The organism is Variovorax sp. KBW07, assembly GCF_003852515.1.
GTDB lineage: Bacteria > Pseudomonadota > Gammaproteobacteria > Burkholderiales > Burkholderiaceae_C > Variovorax.
This window is the reverse complement of record NZ_QAJK01000092.1, coordinates 1-21392: the sequence shown is the minus strand read 5'-3', so window position 1 is coordinate 21392 and position 21392 is coordinate 1. Positions and strand designations below refer to the sequence as shown.

Genomic DNA, 21392 nt, shown 5'->3' with positions numbered 1-21392 from the left:
TGCCCGTGCCGCCCAGCAGCGTGTCGCTGCCGGCGCCGCCGGACAGCGAGTCGTTGCCGTCGCCACCGATCAGGGTGTCTGCGCCGTCACCGCCGGTGAGGCTGTCGTTGCCCGCACCGCCGTCCAGCGTGTCGTCACCTGCATAGCCGTAGATGGTGTCGTTGCCGTCACCGCCCAAGAGCGTGTCTGCTGTGGCGTAGCCGTGCAAAGTGTCGTTGCCTGCGGTGCTCTGCTGCACCAGGGCCTTGACCGCATTGACGTCCCAGGTGGTGCCATCGGCGAATCGGACCTGCTCGAGCTTGTAGCCGCTGGTGCCGTCGGCGTCGAAGTAGTAGTTGACGGTGATGGTGTCGGTCGTGCCCTTCAAGCTCAGGATGAGAGCGTTGCCTGATCGCGTGGCCACGATGTCGCTGGCGGAGATGCCGGCTGCGAACTCGATCGCATCGGTCTTGCCTGCGCTGATGTCGTAGTTGCTGATCGTGTCCTGGCCCCAGCCGCGTGCGAAGCGGTAGATGTCGGAGCCGTCACCGCCGGAGAGGGAGTCGTTGCCCGCGCCACCGTCCAGGATGTCGTTGCCGGCTTCGCCGTTGAGGGTGTCGTTGCCCGTGCCGCCCAGCAGTGTGTCGCTGCCGGCGCTGCCGGACAGCGAGTCGTTGCCGTCGCCACCGATCAGGGTGTCTGCGCCGTCACCGCCGGTGAGGCTGTCGTTGCCCGCACCGCCGTCGAGAATGTCGTTTCCTGCTCCACCGCTAAAGTTGTTGCCTGCCGTACTACCGACATAGATGTCATCTATAGCGCTGCCTGTGGTCGAGGTCCCCGCATAGACGTTCAAGCTGGAAAGCTCTGCCTGAAGGGCAGAGTCCGAGGGGAGAGATTCGATCCAACCGCGTAGACGCTCCATTCCATCGAATCCCACCCCGCGCAGCGTGCCCTGCGCATATCGGTTGAGTTCGATAAGATCGACCAAAGCCGCTCGTTCGTTGTTGGCCTTGAGGCCATCCAGCTTCGCGACCAGCGCAGTTAGATCGAACCCGATGGCCCCGCTTTCATTAATTGTGAGGTCGACGGATTCCAAGTAGGGCTTGAGCCTAGTTTGCATGACCAATGCGCCGTAGATGCTTTCTTTCAGGCGCTCATAGCTTTGCTGAAGCAAAGCCAGCTGTGCTGCGGGAGGGTTGATGAGATAGCTAGGGCGGACGAGGGTCACGCCGCCTGACGTCGTCGTGCTGGTGCTGCTAGTGAAACCCGCTACGGTTTGTACTGTCTGGGTTGTGCTGGGCTTCTCGTAGAAGCGCTCGCCATTGAATGCCTCGAGCACACTGATCAGATTGCGGAATTGGTCGATCGTCATCCCTCCAGTCACCGTGATGCCTAGGCTGATGTTTTCCTTACCGCCAAGGTTGTCCTCGATGCTGTTCCAGAAATCGCTGCTTTTGGCCCACGTCGTGATCAGGTTGTCGATCAGCGCCATCTGCACTTCGCGCGTCGTAGCCGAACTGAAGGCCGTGAGCGCTACCGTCAGCGCTGGGCTCAGACTCACGGCCTCCGCCAAGTCGCGTACCCTGCCGGAGCCTTGCATCGTTGGAAGCGCCTTGGCGATGTCGGACAGGGGGATGTGATCGGTGAACTCCCGATGGAAGTTGCTCGAGGCCAGATCGATGGCGCCCGCCGAGAGGCTGGCGGATCCTACGCTGAGGGCTTGATCATTGCGTGTGAAGCTGGCGCTTTGCGCGATGAAGTTTCCGTTGATGCTTGTGCCAGCTTGGCTGCCGCCGGTGGTATTGGTGGTGCTGCCAATCACCCCGATTCGGGTGATGCCCAATTGGTCAAGCGAGAAGAGCTCGCCTGCATCAGAGACGCCGTCCTGATTGATATCACGCCAGACCTTGACTTGGCTCCATGCCAGATCGGCGCTGGTGAAGTTGCCATCGGCGTTGCTGTCCAAGTCCGCCAAGGCATCGAAGGCATTGACCGCCTTCTCACCGTTGCGCTTGATGGTGTCGACGCCGAAGAGCTCTCGCCCGGTCTGGATGAGGCCATTGCCATCGAGGTCGCGTACGAGAAGGCCGTCATCGGAGCCAAGCCAACCGGTGCCCGTTTTGACGCCATCGGCGTCGTGGTCAAACAGGATGGAGCCATCGGCAGCCTTCAGTTCCAGCCCGTCACCATCCAGATCCAGCATCAAGGGATCGACAGGCTGGCGCCAGCCTTTGGCATTTCTGTAGTAAATGTTTTCGCCTTCATCAATCGAAGGCAAAAACTCGTCCCAGGGATTCCTGAAATAATCATCGAGCCATGGCAATTTCATATTGCCTACCGCGTCCCAAATCGACTTTACAGTTCGTGCAATCGCATCCCAATTTGCGGTTCCAGGCGCCTTGTCGATCCAATCACTTGCCTTATCCCGGGTTTCTGCGTCAGGACTGCGGAGAGCCTTTCCGACCTCCGTCATTAATCCAGTGCTTTCTGCTAAGCCATCAAGGCCCGTTCCACCCGTATCTCTGATTCGAGCCCATCTATCTTCAACTGCCTGATCCCCGTATTTGTCTCGAACAATATCCATTGGTGTCTTCAATGTCCAATTGTCGATTCCAAGACCATTCTCGCGAAATGCCTGGTCATGAAAATCGTATGTCTCCTGATACGAGACATCACGATTGACTACGCCACCGTTTGAATTGGAAATATCACGTAAAGCATCCAAGTAGCCTTGCGCCATGCTCTCTCTGATATTATCAACTTGGGTCGGCGTAAGATTCTTACATGCTTCACTTCCAAGGCCCATTAATGCCGTACTTCGCAAATAATCCAAAGCGGCCGCGCCGGTAATGGTGTCACCGCGCGCGACACCTAACGCCCAATCTGCATAGCGATATCCGTTATCGCTCATAGCTTGGTAGAAATCTTGATACTGACCTTGATTCAGCATGGACTGAAACGAATCAAGCTGCGGTGAAGCAATGGAATTTGGCATTTCCCCTCCTGTTTAATTTCTGAAGTCGTTTAATCTAAGAATTGAATTTTTCTGAATCAAATTCCATTCGGGTAAAAATTTTTTTTCATAATTTAATGTTATTCGAGTTCTCAGTTCATCAATTTGCAAATAATGTTTGCAAAGGGATTTTTCGCCGCGAGAATTCCCGCAGCGTATAAAAACCAGGACCTTGTTTTTCAAGCCGGTTCGAGTGTAAGTGTCAAAATTTCTCATTGCAGGGATTTTTTTAAGATTTTCATCTGGTCTTAGAGAGAAATGACGAAGCCCGTATATGGATTTTTCCTCCACATAATTATATTGAGCATCATGATTAATTTCTTTGAGGCTTTTTTCTAAAAAATTCCCGTCCCCGTAATATGAGTTGGCTGTCAAGGTGACCCCGACGATCGGCTCGTTTGAGTTTGTTTTATTATTTAGAACATTAAAGGCAAGAAGATTAACTCTGAATCCTAAACTTCTGAAACTTCTGTTGCCTCCGTCAGATCTTTTTTCGCCAATTGCTCTTGCCCCCCAACCTGGATCGCCATCATATTCAACGTTTCTCACCATATCGGCTGGAAACAAAAAAGAAGTTTCATTTAGAAAGCCTAAATACGACTTGGAAAGATTTTTTTCATCTAGAAGTTGAGCGTGTCCAATTTGCACGCCAGCTGCTATATTAAAAAATAATAGAATTCCGACTTGGAAAAAATAGAATGTAAATCTCATATTTAATGGAAGCTAAAAAGTCGTCACTTATCTCTCCCGCAGACTTTCAGTGGCGGCCCGCTGGACCGGGCTGAGCAGGAACTCAATAACCCGCCTCTTGCCCGTCTTGATCTCCGCCGTCAGGTTCATCCCCGGGCTGAGCTTGATCGGCCTGCCATCCACATCAATGGTTGTGCTGTTGAGGTTCAGCGTCACCGGGAAGATCGCCCCGCGCTTCTCGTCATTCACCGCATCCGCCGTCACCGTCTTCACGGTCGCGTTCACCGTGCCGTAGCGCGTGTACGGAAACGTCTCCAGCTTGATCGCCGCTTCCTGCCTCGGACTCACGAAGCCGATGTCCTTGTTGTCCAACGTCACCTCGGCGGTTACTTCAGCGCCGTCCGGCACGATCACCATGAGCGGTTGCGCCTCGGTGACCACGCCGCCTTCCGTGTGCGTGACCAGTTGCTGCACCGTGCCTGCCACGGGCGCCTTGAGCGTGGTCAGGCGCTCGCGCTGGCCCGCCTTGGCCAGGTCCTGCGTGCCTTGCTGGCGCTTGAGTTCGGCCGCTGCCTCACGTGTCCTGAGGCTGTGCTTGGTCTCGGCGATGTAGGCAGACCTCGTGTTCTCGCTCTCCCTCAGCGTGGCATTGGCCTCGGCCAGCCTTGCGCGCTGGGTGGCCAGGTCGCGCTCCAGCTCGATGCGTTCTCTTGTGCGGTCCTGGTTCGCATGGCTGGACATGAAGCCCTGGTTGGCCAACTGGTGGAAGTCGGCTTCTCTTTGCCTGGCAATCGGCACCGTCGTCTCCAGCTTGGCGACCATCTCGCGCACCGTGGCGATCTCGGCCTGGCGTCTATTGATCTCGGACGCTGCCTTGGCCAGCTTGGCCGTGATGTCGCTCCACTCGTCACTCAGCTGGGATTGGGTTGCGCTGATGTCGACCTCCGTCCAGCCACTGGGGATGGCTTTGCCCAGCTCGGGGGTACGGGAGCTTGTCGATGCATTAAGCGCCAGCAGCAGTGCGCGGGTGCGCAGCACCTCGGACTGCACGGACTTCAGTTGCTCATCGATGCTGGTCTTGTCGGCGTTCGCGGTCGTTGGATCCAGTTCGACCAGTGCTTGCCCCGCTTCGACATGGTCTCCATCCCTGACCAGCACGCGCTTGACCACGCTCACCTCCAGCGGCTGAATGATCTTGGTGCGCTCGCTCACGATGATCTTGCCGGGCGCCACGGCCACGATGTCGATCTGCCCGAAGATGGACCAGGTCAGGGCAATGAGGAACAGTGCAATCAGCGCGTAGGCCAATCGCCGGGGGGCCGGATGCACGGGGGTGTCCTGCAGACTCAGTGCCGCAGGCAGGAAGGCCGCTTCATCGGACAGGCGTCTGGGTCCGGCCAGTTCGTGGCGATGCTTCCAGGCGGCCTTGAAGATGGCCTTGTAGCGCCCGAGCAGTTCGATGACTGGGTGCCGCATGTCCCGCGCGTGGGGTGCATTGGCCGCGGGTGCGGTGGTCGACACATCGGCGGAGTTCACGCTCATACCGCAGCCCCCGTGCCCACATCAGCTCCCGCCCCTTCGGTCGGCAGTCCACCATCCTGCATCGCCCACAGGTGCGCATAGATGCCCTTCGGTCTGGCGAGAAGGCTCTCGTGCGTGCCGCCTTCGACAATGCGTCCCTTGTCCATCACGATGATGCGGTTCGCGTGCCGCACGGCGCTCAGGCGGTGCGCAATGATGAAGACGGTACGGCCCTTGCAGATGTGCGCCATGTTGCGCTGCACGATGGCCTCGCTCTCGTAGTCCAGTGCGCTGGTGGCCTCGTCGAAGATCAGGATGCGTGGATGCGTGAAGAGCGCGCGGGCGATGGCGATGCGTTGGCGCTGGCCGCCTGAGAGGCTTGCCCCTTGTTCGCCCACCATGGTGTCGTAGCCCTCGGGCAGCTCGCTGATGAACTCGTGGGCACCCGCCAACTGAGCCGCATGGATGATGGCTTCGAGCGGTGCGGCCGGATCGACGATGGCGATGTTCTCGCGCACGCTGCGATTGAACAGGGTGTTCTCCTGCAGCACCACGCCCACTTGCCTTCTGAGCTGCGCCGCGTCGATCAGGCTGATGTCGATGCCGTCGACCAGCAAGCGCCCTTGCTCGGGGGAGTACAGACGCTGGATGAGCTTGGTGAGCGTGCTCTTGCCGGAGCCCGAGCGCCCTACGATGCCGATGACTTCGCCGGGGCGCACATCCAGGCTCACGCCATTGAGAACTGGAGCGGCTTCAGGGCGGTAGCGGAAGGTCAGGTTGTCCAGCGTCACGCGACCCTTGAGCGCTGGCAGCTGGGCTGCGGTGCTGGGCGGTACTTCGGTGTGGGTGTTCAGGATGTCGCCCAGGCGCGCCATGGAGATGCCGGTCTGCTGGAAGTCGGTCCACAGCTGGGCCATGCGCATGATGGGCTGGCTCACCCGCTGGGCGAACATGTTGAAGGCGACGAACTGGCCGACCGTCAGGTCGTTGTTCATCACCAGATGCGCGCCGTACCAGAGGGTGGCGGCATTGACGAGCTTGCCGATGAGGTTGACGCCTTCGTGTGCCCAGCTGGCAAGGTTCTGGGTCCGGAAGCTGGCGGAGACGTAAGCGGCGAGCTGGTTATCCCAGCGGCGCCCGAAGGCCGGCTCGAGCGCGGTGGCCTTGACGGTCTGGATGGCGCTGACGGTCTCCACCAGCATGGCCTGGTTCTCCGCGCCGCGCGCAAACTTCTCGTCCAGGCGACTGCGCAGGATCGGCACCACAGCCAGGCTCAGGCCGAAGTACAGCGGCATGCTCACCAGCACGATCAGGGTGAGAGGCACGCTGTAGAACAGCATGACGACCACGAAGACGATGGAGAAGACGACGTCCAGCAGCACTGTCAGCGCATTGCCGGTCAGGAAGCTGCGGATGTTCTCCAGCTCGCGCACGCGGGCGACGGAATCGCCCACGCGTCTGGCCTGGAAGTAGGCCAGGGGCAGTTGCACCAGATGGCGAAACAGCCGTGCGCCGAGTTCGACGTCGATGCGATTCGTGGTGTGGCTGAAGACGTAGCTGCGCAGGCCGTTGAGCAATGACTCGAAGACGACGACCACCAGCAGGCCGATGACCAGCACATCCAGTGTGGTCAGGCCGCGGTGCACCAGCACCTTGTCCATCACGACCTGAAAGAACAGCGGGCTGACCAGCGCAAAGAGTTGCAGGATGAACGAGATAAAGAGCACTTCGCCCAGCAGCTTCCTGTGCTTGACAAGGCTGGGGATGAACCAGGAGAAGTCGAACTTGGCCAGTTCTCCGGCAAGGCTTGCGCGGCTGGTGATGAGGATGAGTTCGCCTGTCCAATGCGCGCCGAAGACTTCCAGGGGTTCGATGACGGGGCGCGCGTTCGATGAAGAAGGGTCTTGCAGCAAGACGCGCTGAGCGTCGCACTGGGCGAGGATGACGAAGCGTTCCTGGCCTGACTCGTCACGCAGCACAGCCAGCGCGGGCAACGGTGTCAGCGAAAGACGCTCGAGCGTCGTGCGAGAAGACTTGGCTTTAAGGCCCAGGTGCTTGGCTGCACCCAGCAGCGTGGCGGTGTCGATGGGCTCTGAGGGCGTCAGGCCCAGTTGATGGGCCAGCAGCGATGCATCGGCTGCGATCTGGTGGAAGCGTGCGATGGTGCACAGCGCGACGAGAGACGGATGCGCGGCAGCCCCCGCATCGGGAGCCTTTTGCGGCGGCGCGCCAACCTCCCCGTGCTGTGGCACGGCCGTCTCCACCCCTCCCATTTAGAACCCTCATCCGGTATTTTTGATACATCAAGATACCTGATTGAAGACTGACTAACAACTGCAATATCACGACACACTTTTGTGTTACTTCAGCTCAAGGAATGCTCAAGCTGCATCGAGTGCGGCACTTCTCGCGCTTTTTCCCCCTCACACGCATGCAGATGCGGCTCAAGTTTGTTGGAATCGATCCGATAACCAACTTGTGCTGAACATACGCGGGCTCGACGAGCCCTTGCCTGGCCTACCCTGCTTCTTCGAGTTGCTCGAGGACGCGTCGGCGCGGCTGACGGTGCGCGACAAGGCGATGCGCCTGCTCGCTCATCCTCACCGAAGTCTGGATGGTCGGCTTTGACTTCAAATATGCGCGATGTTCCGCAGGGCCCCGTGGTTCAAGAACCGGGCAAGGCGCCTGCGGTTCGGCGCCTTTCAAATCATTCTGAATTCGTTATGACAAGACGTTTTTCGCGACGGCGAAAAAACATTCGGCTCTCTGTGGGCCAAGGCAGCGCGATCCTGCTTCCGACCGGAAGCCGCCCATGAAGCGGTTTCTTGCCAATTTACGCAACCGTGCGACGCTCGCCGACGCGATGCTGGCGGAACTGCATGGGGTCCGCCAGTTCCAGGCCGAGTTTGCAGCGCTGCAACAGCAATCGAGCGAGAACGAAGATGGCGTTCGGGCCGAAGCGGCTCGCCAGCGCGGCGCGCTGCTGAGCGAAGTCGCCGAGCAGCGGGCGCTGCTGGACGCCCTGCTCAAGGCACAGGAGCTCGCCCTTGCCCGGCTCGATGCCGTGAACGGCAAGTTGGTGCGCATGGAGCGGTCGATCGCGTCGGCCCCGAGCCCGGCCTCGGCCGGCGCCCTGACCGCAGATGGGCCGCATCGAGCGCACCGAGGGGCGATACGCGTTCACTTCTTCTTTCAGTTGCCCGAGGTCTGGACCACCTGGGAGAGCGTTTGGCGCGCGTGCACGCAATCGCCGAGCATCGAGACGACGATCGTCTTGCTGCCGTTCATGCACGCGAGCGCGGGCGATGCGTCCCGCGCGCGCAGGTTCCTTGCCGAGCGAGGTCTTCCCTTCGTACACCTCTCCGCCTATCGCCTGGAGGAAGAGCAACCCGACCTCGTATTCCTGCAGAACCCCTACGACTCGACAAGGCCGCCTGAGCTGGCGGTCGATCGCCTGGTCGACCAGGGCGTGCGAATTGCGTACATCCCCTATGGGCTGGACGTCGGAGGCGGGCAGGACAACCTGCGCTGGCAATACGACCTGGAAGTTCAGCGCAGCGCCTGGCGTGTCTTCGTCCGCTCGGAAGACCACCGGCGGATGTACGGGCTGCATTGCCAGTCGGGCAATCGGAACGTGATGGTGACCGGGCATCCGAAGATCGACAACATCGTTGCCCGCTGCCTGCCTGCTGAGGCCCGCCGGCAGCGCCCGGGCCAGGACGAGCGCAAGAGAATCCTCTGGTGTCCGCACTTCACCGTGGAGAAGGGCGGGTGGGCCACGTTCATGGCGCTCTACGACTCGATTCTTTCGTTCTTCGAGCGGGAGCCGTCGGACCTGTGCCTGATCGTCAGGCCGCATCCTCTTTTCTTCGGGCGACTCAATGAAGTCGCGGCGCAAGCCCCCGTGACCGAAGCCCAACTGCGCCAGCGCCTTGGCCAGTCGCCCTGGATCGTGTTCGATGAGACGGAAGACTATTCGGCTGCGTTTCAGTCGTCGGACGCTCTCATGACGGACGCCGGTTCGTTCCTGCTGGAGTACCTGCCGACAGAAAAACCGATCCTGTACCTTCATAACCCGGACGGTCCCGGACTGAACGAGTCTGCCGGGTTCGTCGACGCCTATTACCGGGCTTCGGACTTCTCCGCCGTACGTGACTTCTTCGAGATGGTTCGCAAAGGTGACGATCCAGGGCGCGAGGAGCGCCTTTCCCTGATCCCGTCTCTTCTACACCGCACCGACGGCACCGTGGGCGCGCAGATCGCCAACCACATTGCCCAGGAGTGGGCGCAAGGCCTGCCTGTACTCGCGAGCCACGCCAGCGCGCCAAGCAACAAGGATCGCGAATGACGCGCATCTATGGAAAGCCGGTGGACCTAGACGCCGAGAAAGTGCACGCTTTCTTCGAGAAGAGGGGCCAATCGATCAACGCGAAGCACCCGGTCACGAGCGTGCTTTACCAGGACCACGACCCGCAGCTCGCCGAGAGGCGCGACGCCTATGAAAAGGCGAGGATCCTGCCGCTTCTCGGTCTGCACGAGACGGCATCCGTACTGGACATCGGCTGCGGAATCGGCCGCTGGGCGGACGCGCTCGTTGGCAAGGTCCGCCGCTACCACGGTATCGACTTCAGCGAGTCGCTGGTGGAGGCGGCGCGAAAGCGCCATTCCGCGCCCGGCTTCAGCTTCCAGGTGCTGGCAGCCCAGGATGCGCGGCCTTCGATGCTCGCTGTGCCGGGGCCCTTCAGCCATGTGCTGATCGCAGGCGTGCTGATTTATCTTAACGACACAGACCTGCTGCGCTCGCTCGCCTCGGTGGCGGCGTGCTGCGCGTCGACCGCACGGGTCTACGTGCGGGAGCCGGTTGCACGCAAGGAGAGGCTGACGCTGAACAACTTTCCGTCAGCGGAACTCAAGAGCGCATACAGCGCGATCTACCGAACCGAAGCCGAGCTTCTTGCCGCCTTCCAGGCCCGCCTGCTCCCGTCCGGATTCCGGATCACGCTCAACGACCAGCTCTACCACGACGATATGAACAACAGGAGCGAGACCGCACAGCGCGTCTTCGTGCTTCAGCGACCATGACCACCCACTTCGCCTTCGACCTCGACGGAACCATCACGACCCAGGAACTGTTGCCGCTCATCGCTTCGGAGCTCGACCTGCTGAGCGAGATGCGGCTGCTCACCCGCCTCACGCTCGACGGAACGATCGGCTTCGAGGAGTCTTTCAGGCTCCGCTGCGCCATCCTCCAGTCGATTCCGATTTCCGATGTCCAGGAAATCGTTGCCGAGACGCCGCTCAATTCGGACATCGCGGAATTCATCGAGGCAAATTCCGATCGATGTTCCGTCGTTACCGGCAACCTCGATGTGTGGGTCCGGCCCATTCTGGAGCGCTTGGGCTGCAGGCATTTCTGCTCGACAGCCGTGACGGAAGGAAACCGCCTCGTGCAACTCGATCGGGTACTTCACAAGAGCAAGCCCATCCATGAGCTGAAGCTCGGGTCCGACCGTGTGGTCGCTATCGGAGAGGGGGCGAACGACCTGCCGATGTTCGAGGCTGCCGACGTGGGCGTGGCCTATGGCGGCGTGCATTCGCCGGTTCAGTCCCTGATCGAGATTTCCGACTACGTGGTTTTTGAAGGGAGCGCCCTGTGTCGTTTGTTGAACACGCTGTAATCGCTGCGGCGGGGCTGGGCTCGCGCCTTGGGCGGGGACATCCCAAGTGCCTGCTCGAAATCCGGGGGCGAACGATTCTGGAGAGGCAACTGCGCTTGCTGGAGGCCGTTCCGGAGGTTCGGGTGGTCGTCGGCTTCGAAGAGCAGCAGGTGATCGCGGCTGCACGCGCTGTTCGGCCAGACATCGTCTTTGTCAGGAATGCGGCCTACCGGAGTACGAGCACCCTGCGCAGCTACGCCATGGGAGCGCAAGGGCTCACCGAAAACTGCCTGTTCATGGACGCGGACATCCTCTTCGAGCCGGCCAGCTTTGCTTCGTTCGTTGCTGCCTGCAAGCCCGGGGAATCGATGATCGCCGTGACGGCCGCCAAGACCAACGACGCCGTCTATGCGCATCTTGAGAACGGAAAAGTCACCAGGTTTTCCCGCACGGCTGCGAGCGAGTTCGAATGGGCCAACCTGTGCTGGCTTCCGCCCGGATACTGCGAAAAGGGCGAAGGCGCCGTCTTCGAGCGCCTTGCAGGAGATGTGCCATTGAAGTCCCGCGTGATCGAATCGTTCGAGATCGATACGCCGGACGATCACGAGAAGGCTTTGAAGAACGCCCGTTTCATCTGAACCCCAAAGAATCTTTATGGGCCGCATCATGTGCCCGCTCTTCATGAACGGCGCGAGGCGGGGCACCATGCCAGGATGAATTCCTCTTTCCCCATCCAGCCCGATCGCCTCTGGCAGCGGCTGGACGCACTCTCCGCCTTCACCCGCCCCGACATTCCCTGGACTCGCCGCGCCTTCTCGGCCGAGTTCCAGCAATCCCGCGACTGGCTGCGCACGCAGTTCGAGCAAGCCGGGCTCACCGTGCACATCGACGCGGCAGGCAACCTGACGGGCCGCCGCGAAGGCACCGAACCGGGCCTGCCCCCTCTGGTGACTGGCTCGCATTGCGACACCGTGGTGGGCGGCGGCCGCTTCGACGGCATCCTCGGCGTGCTCGCGGGCATCGAGGTGGCGCAGTCGCTGCAAGACAGCGGGGTGTCGCTTCGCCATCCGCTGGAGGTGATCGACTTCCTGTCCGAGGAGCCCAGCGACTACGGCGTTTCCTGCGTGGGCAGTCGCGCGTTCGCCGGAACGCTCGACGAGGCCATGCTGTCCCTGTGCAACGACGCGGGCGAGAGCCTGGCACAGGCGATGCGGCGCATCGGCGCCCAGCCCGAGTCGGTGGCGCGCGCGGCCAGGGGGCCGGGGAGCATCGCCGCGTTCGTCGAACTGCACATCGAGCAGGGCCCGGTGCTGGAGAGCGAGGGGCTTCCTATCGGCGTGGTCAGCCACATCGTCGGCATACGCCGCGTGGCGATCACCGTGACCGGCCAGCCCGACCACGCGGGCACCACGCCGATGGACATTCGCCGAGACGCGCTGGTGGGCGCTGCCCGGTTGATCGATGCGGCGAACCGCGAGGCAAGCGCGATGAACGGCAGTCCCCACTATGTAGTGGCGACGGTCGGGCGGCTGGCCTTGAGCCCCAACGTGCCGAACGCGGTGCCCGGCCGGGTGGACATGGTGCTCGAAGTGCGCAGTGATTCGCAGGCGGTGCTCGACACCTTTCCGGAACGCCTGCTGACCCTTTGCCGCAACGGTCTTGAAGAGCTCCGGGTTGAAGCCAGCGCCGCGCCGCTGACGCAGACGCCTCCGGTGGCGTGTTCCGGGTTGGTCCAGCAGGCCATCGCTCAAGCCGCGGACGGGTTGGCCCTGCGGCATCGGACGCTGCCCAGCGGCGCGGGCCACGACGCCATGCATGTGGCAGCCGCCGGGCCGATGGGGATGATCTTCATCCCCTGCCTCGACGGGCGCAGCCATTGCCCGGAAGAGTGGGCAGACCGGGAGCAGGTGGCCGTGGGTGTTCAGGTGCTGGCGGAAACGTTGGTGGTGCTGGACAGGCAATGCAACGTGAAGGCCGGCGTGTAGGTCCGATCAGCGTGCGCCAGCGGCCTCGACCGCCTCGACCACCTTTCCCGCCGCGACGATGCCTTCGATCAGCTTCTGCAGGCCCTTGCTCAGCGGCTTGTCGTTGCGGGTAATGAGCGCCAGCGTGCGGTGCAGCGTGGGCGAAAGCGGCCGCAGTTCGAGTTCGGCGTGGTGCCCGCGCCCGGTCACGGCCATCTTCGGCAGGATCGCCACGCCCAGGCCCGACGCCACCATTTCCTTGATGGCCTCGACGCTGTCGAATTCCATCACGGGCGCCGAAGTGCGCCCGCCGGCGCGCAGCCAATCGTCCACGAGGCCGCGCGCGCTCGCCTCGGAGCCGAACTTGACCAGGGGGAGAGACTCCAGGTCGCCCGCCGTGACTTCGGCAGGCCAATGGCAACTGCCTCGCTGGCAGACGGCGACGAACTCGTCCCGCAGGATCGGCATCACGGCCAGCGCTCGCGAGGTGACGGGCAGCGTGACCACGGCGGCGTCGACCGCGTTGTCTTCCACGCGCCGCACGTAGCTTTCGGTGTTGCCGGTGCTCACGACGATGTTCAGCAGCGGGTAGCGTGCGCGAAGGTCGCGCAGCACGGTGGGCAGCAGGTACAGGCAACTGGTGCCGCCGGTGCCCAGCCGCACGCGGCCTGCGACGCTTTCCGAATGCACGGTGGCGGCGCTGATCGCGTTGGAAACGGCCAGGGCAAGGCCGGGGAGCTCGGCCATGAGGTCCGCGCCGGCAGGCGTCGGCCCGACCCCGCGGCCGACCCGTTCGACCAGGCGCACGGCCAGTCGCTTTTCGAGCTGCTTCACTTGCACGCTCACGGCCGGCTGGGTCAGCCCCAGGCGCTCGGCGGCGGCGGAAAAGCTGCCCAGCTCGATGACCAGCGCGAAGGTGCGCAGTTGCTCGAAGTTGATCGGCAGGTCGAGATGGTTTTTCAACGAGGGGCGGCCTGGCTCACTCACGGCAGGTCACAGCTGGTCGGTCGGCACGAACCACGAAAACAGCAGCAACTGCAGCCGCGTCAGCATGCTCGAGTCGGGCTCGCTGTCGAGCACTTCGTTGTTGACGTCGCCGGTGCCGATCCACTGCACGTTCTGGCCGTCGGGCTTGAGCACGACGCGGTACACGCCCTCGATGTCGTCCAGCTGGTAGGCGAACAGCAGCGCCTGCGTCAGGTCGAAGCTGCGCACGCGCACGCCGAACTCGGTGTTCAGCCGGGCCGAGCGCGGGTCGAGGTTCATGGAGCCCAGCAGCACCCACTGGCGATCGACCAGCGCCAGCTTGGCGTGCAGCCGGCCGCGCGCTTTCTTGAGCAGGTCGCGAAACTGCCCGCTGCGCTTGAGCTGCTGGGTGCTGACCTCGTACAGGTTCACGCCCAGCTTGAGCATGTCGACGCGGTAGCGGTTGTAGTTGATGTTCACCAGCGGCTCGTCGCTGTCGGCCAGCGAGTTGGTGATGACCGTGATGTTGATGCCGTGCTCGCGCCCCAGGCGGATGCGTTCCATGCCTTCGTCGCCCGGAATGAAGTAGGGCGAGATCACCACCACGTTCGACTGCGCGGTAGCCAGCATTTCATGGAAGCGTTGCGCCAGCGATTCGGTGGGGTGGCTCATGACGCCCAGCGCCTTGTTGGGGCTGTCCGCGGTGGCGTCGGCCTGCGCGCGCATCCATTTCGCCTCGTCGATGTTGGCGAGCTGCGCGGCCAGGGGCAGGTCGCCGAGCAGGTCGGTCACGGGCAGCGGGTCGGGCGGCGGGGCAAAGGCGGGGGAGGTGGCGGTGTCGAATTCAGCCTTCAGCACTTCCGGTGTGCGGCTGGTGCTGGCCACCCGCTGCAGCGGGTAGACGACGTCGCTGTTCCAGTAGGTGTCGAAAATGGCCGCGGCCTGGGGCACCACGGGGCCGGCCATGAGCAGTTCGAAGTCGATGAAGTTCGCGCTCTCGCTGCGCAGGAAGTACTCGTCGGCCAGGTTGCGTCCGCCCGCGATGGCCATGGCACCGTCGGCCACGAACAGCTTGTTGTGCATGCGGTGGTTGAGCCGCCGGAAGTCGCCGAAAAACTCCAGCCAGCGCCCCGACGAATGGTCGCGCGCGTTCACGAAGGGGTTGAACAGGCGCACCTCGGCATTGGGCTCCACCGCCAGGCCCAGCAGCAGGCGGTCCATGCCTGCCGTGTAGAAGTCGTCGAGCAGCAGCCGCACGCGCACGCCGCGCCGGGCGGCATTGCGCAGCTCGCGCAGCAAAAGGCGCCCGGTCTTGTCGTTGCCGAGCTGGTAGGTCTGTACGTCGAGGGAAGACTGGGCGCGCCGGATCAGCTCCAGCCGGGCATCGAGCGCGAACGAGGCCTCGATCAGCGGACGCATGCTGGACAGCCCGTCGGGCGGCGTGTTCAGGCGGATGGCCGCGCGGCCGAGTTCGGTGGTGGGCGAGATCGCGATGGCCGTGGCCGGCGGCTCGGGTGTGCGGGGCGGCAGGCCGGCGCAGCCCGCGAGGGCAAAGGCAATCAGCAGCAGAGCCGGACCGCGCAACGCGGGAAACAGAAAGGCAATGAGCTTGAGCATGAGGGCTGCCAACGCACGAAGAGGCGTGCGGGCGGCATGGTAGCCGCTTACCCGCTGAATCAAGGACGCAATTTCGCAACGGTCGACCCCTTGCCGCCACTGAATTTGGGCGAATCGAGACTTCTTGGTCAGTAAAATGAGAATGGTTCTTAATTGTGTTGAAGGAGTGGAGCAGGAATGACGAGGTTGTTGGCGCGGCGCAGAGCCGCTTCGGTGCTGGTGGGATGCCTGGCGATCTACATGCAGCACCAGGTGCTGGCCCAGACCAGCGCTGGCAGCGCGACGGGCTCCCTGCCGGAAGTGCGCGTCGACGCCAATGCCGAAGCCGAGACGGCCAGGTCGCCGGTCATCGGCTACCGCGCGAAGAACGCGGTCACCGCCACCAAGACCGACACCCCGTTGTCCGAAACCCCGCAGTCCGTGACCGTGGTCACGCGCGACCAGATGGTCGACCAGGGCGCGATCAATGTGCAGGACGCGCTCAACTACGCGGCGGGCGTGCGTTCCGACGCCTACGGCCTCGATGCGCGGACCGACTCGGTGCGCGTGCGCGGCGCCACGCCCGACACCTACCTCGACGGCCTGCGCCAGTCGTACGGCTACTACACCAGCACCACGCGCACCGAGCCCTACACGCTGGAGCGCCTCGAAGTGCTGCGCGGTCCCTCGGGCATGCTGTTCGGTGCCGGCACGGCGGCCGGCGTGGTCAACATGGTCAGCAAGCGTCCGCTGCAGGAGGCGCAGCGCGAAGTGGGCGTGCAGTTCGGCAGCTTCGGCCGCAAGCAGATACAGGCCGACCTGACCGGTCCGCTGAACGCGGACGGCCGCCTGTCGTACCGCCTGGTCGCGCTGCAGCGCAAGTCGGACACGCAGGTCGACCACGTGCCCGACGACCGCAGCGTGATCGCACCTTCGCTGACCTGGCGGCCCAATGCGGCGACTTCGCTGACGCTGCAAGGGCTCTGGCAGAAGGACAAGAGCGGCAGCAGCTCGCAGTTCCTGCCGTGGGAAGGCACGTTGTTGCCGAACCCGAACGGACGCATTCCATCCAGCCGCTTCATTGGCGAGCCGGGCTTCGACTACTACGACAGCGAGCGCAAGACCTTCGGCTGGCAGTTCGAGCACAAGTTCAACGACAGCTGGACCGTGCGGCAGAACTTCCGCTACGCGCGCAACGAAAACGACAACCGCTACCACTACGGCGCGGCTTTCTCCGGCTTCGACAGCTGGTCCACCGACCCGATCTTCAAGCGCGTGCTGGGCCGCTACTACGACAGCGGGCTGACCCGCAATCGCACGCAGACGCTCGACAACCACGTCGAAGGCCATTTTCAGACCGGTGCCCTCAAGCACACGCTGCTGATGGGCGCCGACTTCGCGCGCCAGCGCGAGAACGTCTGGACCGGAACGACCTTCGACACCATCGACATCTACGCGCCCGTGTATGGCCATGTCGACGTGCCTGAACGCAGTGCCCGCCCGCGCACGCGCCAGCGCCAGAACGGCTTCTACCTGCAGGACCAGGTCAAGCTAGACAACTGGATCTTCGTCGCGGGCCTTCGCCACGACAAGGCGGTGTCGAGCGCCGAGGGCAGCGATGCCGAGAAGAGCAGCGCCACCACCAAGCGCTTCGGCGTGATGTATGCCTCGCCGTCGGGCTGGTCGCCCTACGTGAGCTACAGCGAATCGTTCACGCCGCAGTCGCCGCGCGAAGGCCGCATCTTCACGCCGCTGCGTGGCGAGCAGTGGGAGGTGGGCGTCAAGTACGAGCCCAAGGACCGTGCCCTGGCCTTCAGCGCCGCGGTGTACGACCTGCGCGAGAAGAACCAGATCGTGGAGCCGCAGCCCAAGGTGTTCACGCAGACCGGCCTGACGAAGACCCGGGGCGTCGAGCTGGAAGCCAAGGGCTCGATCGGCCCGAACCTAGACCTGATCGCCCACTACAACTACACCGATGCCGACGCGCTGATCGAGGGCCTGCCCAGGCACCAGGCCAGCGTCTGGGCCAAGTACCGCTTTTCCATCGGCGGCGTGAATGGCTTCTCGGCCGGTGCCGGCTTGCGCATGATGAGCTCGTTCCGCGACCTGCAGACCGGCGTGGGCCCGCGCGTGCCTGGCGTGGCGCTGGCCGACCTGGTGTTCGCCTACGACACCGAGCGCTGGCGCTATGCGCTCAACATCAACAACGTGACCGACAAGGTGTACTTCAGCACCTGCCTGTCGCGCGGTGACTGCTGGTACGGTTCGCGCCGAAACGTCGTCGCCAGCGCGACCTACCGTTTCTAGAACCCGTCCCCCAACCACAGCCACCACGACATGAACAGCCGAAAGATAAAGACCTGGGCCTGGGTGCACAAGTGGAGCAGCCTCGTGTGCACGGTGTTCATGCTGCTGCTGTGCATCACCGGGCTGCCGCTGATCTTCCACCACGAGATCGGCCACCTGCTGGGCACCGAAGTCGAGGCGCCGAAGATGCCGGCCGGCACGCCGCACATCAGCCTGGACCGCGTGCTCGACATCGCGAAGGCCAGGCACCCCGACCGCGTGGTGCAGTTCGCCTCGCAACCCGAGGACGACGACGGCCTGTGGTTCGTCACGCTCACGCCCACGCCCGAGCCCACGGACGACTTCAAGTCGGTGGCGGTCGACTCGCGCACCGGCGCCGTGCTGGCGCAGCCCAAGTTTGACGAGGGCTTCATGTACGTGATGTTCAAGTTGCACGTCGACCTGTTCGCGGGGCTGCCGGGCAAGCTCTTCCTGGGCTTCATGGGCCTGCTGTTGCTGGTGGCCATCGTTTCGGGCGTGGTGCTGTACTCGCCCTTCATGCGCAAGCTCGACTTCGGTACCGTGCGGCGCGACAAGCGGCCTCGCCTGAAGTGGCTCGACCTGCACAACCTGCTGGGCGTGGTCACGCTGGTGTGGCTGTTCGTGGTGGGCTCCACCGGCATGATCAACACGTGGGCCGACCTGCTCATCAAGTACTGGCAGTACGACCAGCTCAGCGCGCTGCTCGCGCCCTACAAGGGCGAGCCGACGGTGCCGGTGGCCGAACGCGGCTCGGTGCAGCGCTCGATGGATGCGGCCATGCAGCGCGCGCCCAACACCAAGCTGTCGTTCATCGCCTTCCCGGGCACGGCGTTCTCGAGCCCGCACCACACGACCTTCTTCCTGCGAGGCAACGAGCCCTTCACCTCGAAGCTGTTCCAGCCGGTACTGGTCGATGCGAAGACCACCGAGGTCACGGCATCGCCCAAGCTGCCGTGGTACCTGACCGCGCTGCTGGTCTCGCAGCCGCTGCACTTCGGCGACTACGGTGGCATGCCGATGCAGATCCTGTGGGCGCTGCTCGACATCGCGACCATCATCGTGCTGGGCAGCGGGCTGTACCTGTGGCTCAAGAAGGGCAAGCCCGTGCCGGCCTCCACCAAGGCGGCGCATGAAAAGCGCGCACCGGACAGTGAAGGCGGCGTGCCGCAACCCGAGCCGGCGCCGGCAATGAAGGTGCAGGCATGAAGCATCACCACCAGCAACAGCAGCACCACGGTTTCTGGCGCATGTGGGGCTGGCCGATCGCGCTTGGCCTGCTGACCACCTTCGGACTGATCTCCGCACTCTTCAGCGATGGCGGGCTGGGCGATGTCCTGGCCTGGTTCGCGCTGGGCATACCGGTCGCCGTGTGCGCCTGGTATGGCTGGCGGCGCGGCCCTTCGCGCTAGCGGCCAGTCGCCGTTGCGTTCTCGTCCCTGAGCGGGTTCTCGCTAGGGGAGGCGCCCGGTGCACCGAAGCAGAATCGGTGCAATGAATTTTGCATTCGCCTCCGCTGCCCGCCTGCTGATGCTGGGTGCCCCCTTCGCCGTGCAGGCGCAGCAACCCCAGGAAACCCCTGCAGCAGAGGGTGCCGTGGCAGGCGGGCTGCGCGAGATCACCGTTTCCACGCCGCGTGGCGAGGTCGCACCGTTCAACGTGCCCGGCTCGGTGGATCGCATCGATGGCGACGAAATGCGCAGCGGCCGCCTGCAGGTCAATCTTTCCGAGGGACTTGGCGCCGTGCCGGGGCTGCAGGTGCAGAACCGGTTGAACTACGCGCAAGACCTGCAGCTGTCCATTCGCGGCTTCGGGGCGCGCTCGACCTTCGGCGTGCGCGGCGTGCGGCTGTATGTCGATGGCATTCCCGCCACTTTGCCCGATGGGCAGGGCCAGACATCGAACATCGACATCGGCTCGGTCGATCGCATCGAGGTGCTGCGCGGTCCGTTCTCGGCGCTGTATGGCAATTCGTCCGGGGGCGTGGTGCAGGCGTTCACCGCCTCGGGCGAGGGCGCACCCCGGCTGTCGTATTCGCTCGCCGGCGGGAGCTTCGGCACCTGGCGCCAGTCGCTGCAACTCAGCGGGTCGCAGGGCCAGGTCGATTACCTGCTCGGCGCGAGCCGTTTTCACACCGATGGCTGGCGCGAGCACAGCGCGGCCCGGCGCGACATTGCCAACGGCAAGCTCGGCATTGCGCTGGACAACGGCGACAAGCTCACGCTGGTGCTCAACAGCGTGCGCATCGATGCACAAGACCCGCTGGGCCTGACCGCCGACCAGTACGCGCTGGAGCCACGCAATGCGCCGCTCGCGACCCAGTACGACACCCGCAAGACGGTCGAGCAAACGCAGGTCGGCCTGCTCTACGAACGGCGCATCGACGCCACGCAGGCGCTGCGCCTGATGGTCTACGGCGGCGAACGCAAGACCACGCAGTACCAGTCGATCCCCGTGTCGGCGCAGCAGAACCCGTTGCATGCGGGCGGCGTGATCGACTTGTCGCGGCAATACGGCGGCGTCGATGTGCGCTGGACTGCCGCGCTGCAGCTGGCCGACAGGCCCTTCGACGTGGTCGCCGGGCTGGGCTACGACAGCCTGCGCGAGCAGCGCCGCGGTTATGAAAACTACATCGGTCCGGTCGCGGCCCCGTTGCTCGGCGTGCAGGGCCGGCTGCGGCGTGCCGAGCGCAACGAGGTCTGGAACCTCGACCCCTATGCGCAGGCGACCTGGCGCTTCACCGACCGGTGGACGCTCGAAGCCGGCGTGCGCCGCAGCAGCGTGCACTTCGATTCGCAAGACCACTACATCGTCGGCGCCAACCGCAACGACAGCGGCAACGCGCGCTACAGCCGGACCCTGCCCGTGGCCTCGCTGCGCTACCAGGCCACGCCGGACCTCGCGCTGTACGGCTCCATTGGCCGTGGCTTCGAGACGCCGACGCTGAATGAACTGTCTTACCGCTCGGGTGGTGCGAGCGGGCTCAACTTTGCGCTGCGGCCGTCGGTCAACGACAGCATCGAGCTGGGCGCAAAAGCGCGGCTCGCCGGCGGGCTGCTGACGGCGGCCCTGTTCCAGACCCGCACGCGAGACGAGATCGTGACCGACACCAACGTCGGCGGCCGCGCCACATTCCAGAACGCGGGGCGCACGCGGCGCAACGGCTTCGAACTGGGCTGGCAGCACGAGACGTCCGATCACTGGCGCACGCAGCTGGCCTACACCTGGCTGGACGCAACGTACCGCGATGCCTTCTGTTCGCCGTCGCCTTGTGCGGCCGCCAACACCGTGGCCGCGGGCAACCGCATTCCGGGCATTGCAAAGCAGTCGCTGTTCGCATCGCTGGGCTGGGTTCCGCCCGAAGGCTGGCGCGCGGGTGTAGAGATGCGCGCACTCGGACGCATCCAGGCGAACGATGTGAACACCGCGAGCGCGCCGGGCTATGTCGTTGCGGCGATGTACGCGGGCTATCTGAAGAAGTGGGAGCGGTGGGAGTTCAACGCCTTCGCGCGTGTCGACAACCTGTTCGACCGTCGCTACGTGGGCTCGGTCATCGTCAACGAAGGCAATGGACGCTATTACGAGCCTGCTGCGGGTCGCAACTGGACTGTGGGCCTGAGTGGTGCTTATCGGTTCTGAGGGGCTGCTGCTGTTCAGTTCGGGTCATTCAGGGCGCCGCTC

At 63.5% G+C, this 21392-nt stretch carries 15 protein-coding genes; 9 read left to right on the top strand and 6 right to left on the bottom strand.

The window, feature by feature from the left end; genetic code table 11:
* The 4 genes from DBV14_RS33460 to DBV14_RS19065 form a co-directional block, all read right to left on the bottom strand.
* Positions 1 to 2974 (bottom strand): calcium-binding protein (locus DBV14_RS33460; protein WP_311732847.1); only part of this gene is annotated, 2974 nt, incomplete at its 3' end.
* 12 nt (positions 2975 to 2986) lie between these two features.
* Positions 2987 to 3703, bottom strand: a complete 717-nt coding sequence (locus DBV14_RS19075) for a hypothetical protein (RefSeq protein ID WP_124460982.1) — start codon at positions 3701 to 3703, stop codon at positions 2987 to 2989.
* A gap of 27 nt (positions 3704 to 3730) precedes the next feature.
* A complete protein-coding gene (locus DBV14_RS19070) occupies positions 3731 to 5224 on the bottom strand; it encodes an HlyD family type I secretion periplasmic adaptor subunit (protein ID WP_124460981.1) in 1494 nt (497 codons plus the stop codon).
* Positions 5221 to 7455, bottom strand: a complete 2235-nt coding sequence (locus DBV14_RS19065) for a type I secretion system permease/ATPase (RefSeq protein WP_311732846.1) — start codon at positions 7453 to 7455, stop codon at positions 5221 to 5223. The genes DBV14_RS19070 and DBV14_RS19065 overlap by 4 nt, the downstream gene beginning before the upstream one ends.
* A 560-nt stretch (positions 7456 to 8015) precedes the next feature.
* On the opposite strand from DBV14_RS19065, the gene DBV14_RS19060 reads away from it, so the two are divergent.
* The 5 genes from DBV14_RS19060 to DBV14_RS19040 all read left to right on the top strand — a co-directional run bounded on the left by DBV14_RS19060 (position 8016) and on the right by DBV14_RS19040 (position 12845).
* Positions 8016 to 9551, top strand: coding sequence for a CDP-glycerol glycerophosphotransferase family protein (locus DBV14_RS19060; protein ID WP_124460977.1), 1536 nt, complete (start codon positions 8016 to 8018; stop codon positions 9549 to 9551).
* Positions 9548 to 10285, top strand: coding sequence for a class I SAM-dependent methyltransferase (locus DBV14_RS19055; protein WP_124460976.1), 738 nt, complete (start codon positions 9548 to 9550; stop codon positions 10283 to 10285). Before DBV14_RS19060 ends, DBV14_RS19055 begins: the two co-directional genes overlap by 4 nt.
* On the top strand, positions 10282 to 10881 hold the full coding sequence (locus DBV14_RS19050; RefSeq protein ID WP_124460974.1) for an HAD family phosphatase: 600 nt from the start codon (positions 10282 to 10284) through the stop codon (positions 10879 to 10881). The genes DBV14_RS19055 and DBV14_RS19050 overlap by 4 nt, the downstream gene beginning before the upstream one ends.
* A complete protein-coding gene (locus DBV14_RS19045; protein WP_124460972.1) occupies positions 10857 to 11498 on the top strand; it encodes an NTP transferase domain-containing protein in 642 nt (213 codons plus the stop codon). Before DBV14_RS19050 ends, DBV14_RS19045 begins: the two co-directional genes overlap by 25 nt.
* Positions 11499 to 11573: 75 nt before the next feature.
* Entirely contained in the window at positions 11574 to 12845 is a 1272-nt protein-coding gene (locus DBV14_RS19040; RefSeq protein WP_124460970.1) for a Zn-dependent hydrolase, read from the top strand.
* Between the two features lie 6 nt (positions 12846 to 12851).
* On the opposite strand, the gene DBV14_RS19035 is transcribed toward DBV14_RS19040, so the two are convergent.
* Entirely contained in the window at positions 12852 to 13787 is a 936-nt protein-coding gene (locus DBV14_RS19035; RefSeq protein ID WP_124460969.1) for a LysR family transcriptional regulator, read from the bottom strand.
* Between the two features lie 30 nt (positions 13788 to 13817).
* Positions 13818 to 15407 (bottom strand): phospholipase D family protein, encoded by a 1590-nt coding sequence (locus tag DBV14_RS19030; protein WP_124460967.1) that lies wholly within the window; start codon positions 15405 to 15407, stop codon positions 13818 to 13820.
* Between the two features lie 177 nt (positions 15408 to 15584).
* Here DBV14_RS19030 and DBV14_RS19025 point away from each other — a divergent pair, with 177 nt between their 5' ends.
* From DBV14_RS19025 to DBV14_RS19010, 4 genes are all read left to right on the top strand, one after another.
* Positions 15585 to 17693, top strand: a complete 2109-nt coding sequence (locus DBV14_RS19025) for a TonB-dependent siderophore receptor (protein ID WP_124460966.1) — start codon at positions 15585 to 15587, stop codon at positions 17691 to 17693.
* 30 nt (positions 17694 to 17723) lie between these two features.
* Positions 17724 to 18920, top strand: a complete 1197-nt coding sequence (locus DBV14_RS19020) for a PepSY domain-containing protein (protein ID WP_124460964.1) — start codon at positions 17724 to 17726, stop codon at positions 18918 to 18920.
* The gene (locus DBV14_RS19015; protein ID WP_124460963.1) at positions 18917 to 19123 is read left to right on the top strand and encodes a hypothetical protein; all 207 of its coding nucleotides are present in this window, start codon (positions 18917 to 18919) and stop codon (positions 19121 to 19123) included. The genes DBV14_RS19020 and DBV14_RS19015 overlap by 4 nt, the downstream gene beginning before the upstream one ends.
* 82 nt (positions 19124 to 19205) lie before the next feature.
* Positions 19206 to 21350 (top strand): TonB-dependent receptor, encoded by a 2145-nt coding sequence (locus DBV14_RS19010; protein ID WP_124460961.1) that lies wholly within the window; start codon positions 19206 to 19208, stop codon positions 21348 to 21350.
* Positions 21351 to 21392: the final 42 nt, after the last annotated feature.

Bases quoted from the DNA above. Each gene is read 5' to 3' on its own strand.
- DBV14_RS19040 (WP_124460970.1), top strand. From the start codon at position 11,574: ATGAATTCCTCTTTCCCCATCCAGCCCGATCGCCTCTGGCAGCGGCTG.
- DBV14_RS19050 (WP_124460974.1), top strand. From the start codon at position 10,282: ATGACCACCCACTTCGCCTTCGACCTCGACGGAACCATCACGACCCAG.
- DBV14_RS19070 (WP_124460981.1), bottom strand. From the start codon at position 5,224: ATGAGCGTGAACTCCGCCGATGTGTCGACCACCGCACCCGCGGCCAAT.
- DBV14_RS19020 (WP_124460964.1), top strand. From the start codon at position 17,724: ATGAACAGCCGAAAGATAAAGACCTGGGCCTGGGTGCACAAGTGGAGC.
- DBV14_RS19010 (WP_124460961.1), top strand. From the start codon at position 19,206: ATGAATTTTGCATTCGCCTCCGCTGCCCGCCTGCTGATGCTGGGTGCC.
- DBV14_RS19060 (WP_124460977.1), top strand. From the start codon at position 8,016: ATGAAGCGGTTTCTTGCCAATTTACGCAACCGTGCGACGCTCGCCGAC.
- DBV14_RS19025 (WP_124460966.1), top strand. From the start codon at position 15,585: ATGACGAGGTTGTTGGCGCGGCGCAGAGCCGCTTCGGTGCTGGTGGGA.
- DBV14_RS19055 (WP_124460976.1), top strand. From the start codon at position 9,548: ATGACGCGCATCTATGGAAAGCCGGTGGACCTAGACGCCGAGAAAGTG.
- DBV14_RS19030 (WP_124460967.1), bottom strand. From the start codon at position 15,407: ATGCTCAAGCTCATTGCCTTTCTGTTTCCCGCGTTGCGCGGTCCGGCT.
- DBV14_RS19075 (WP_124460982.1), bottom strand. From the start codon at position 3,703: ATGAGATTTACATTCTATTTTTTCCAAGTCGGAATTCTATTATTTTTT.
- DBV14_RS19015 (WP_124460963.1), top strand. From the start codon at position 18,917: ATGAAGCATCACCACCAGCAACAGCAGCACCACGGTTTCTGGCGCATG.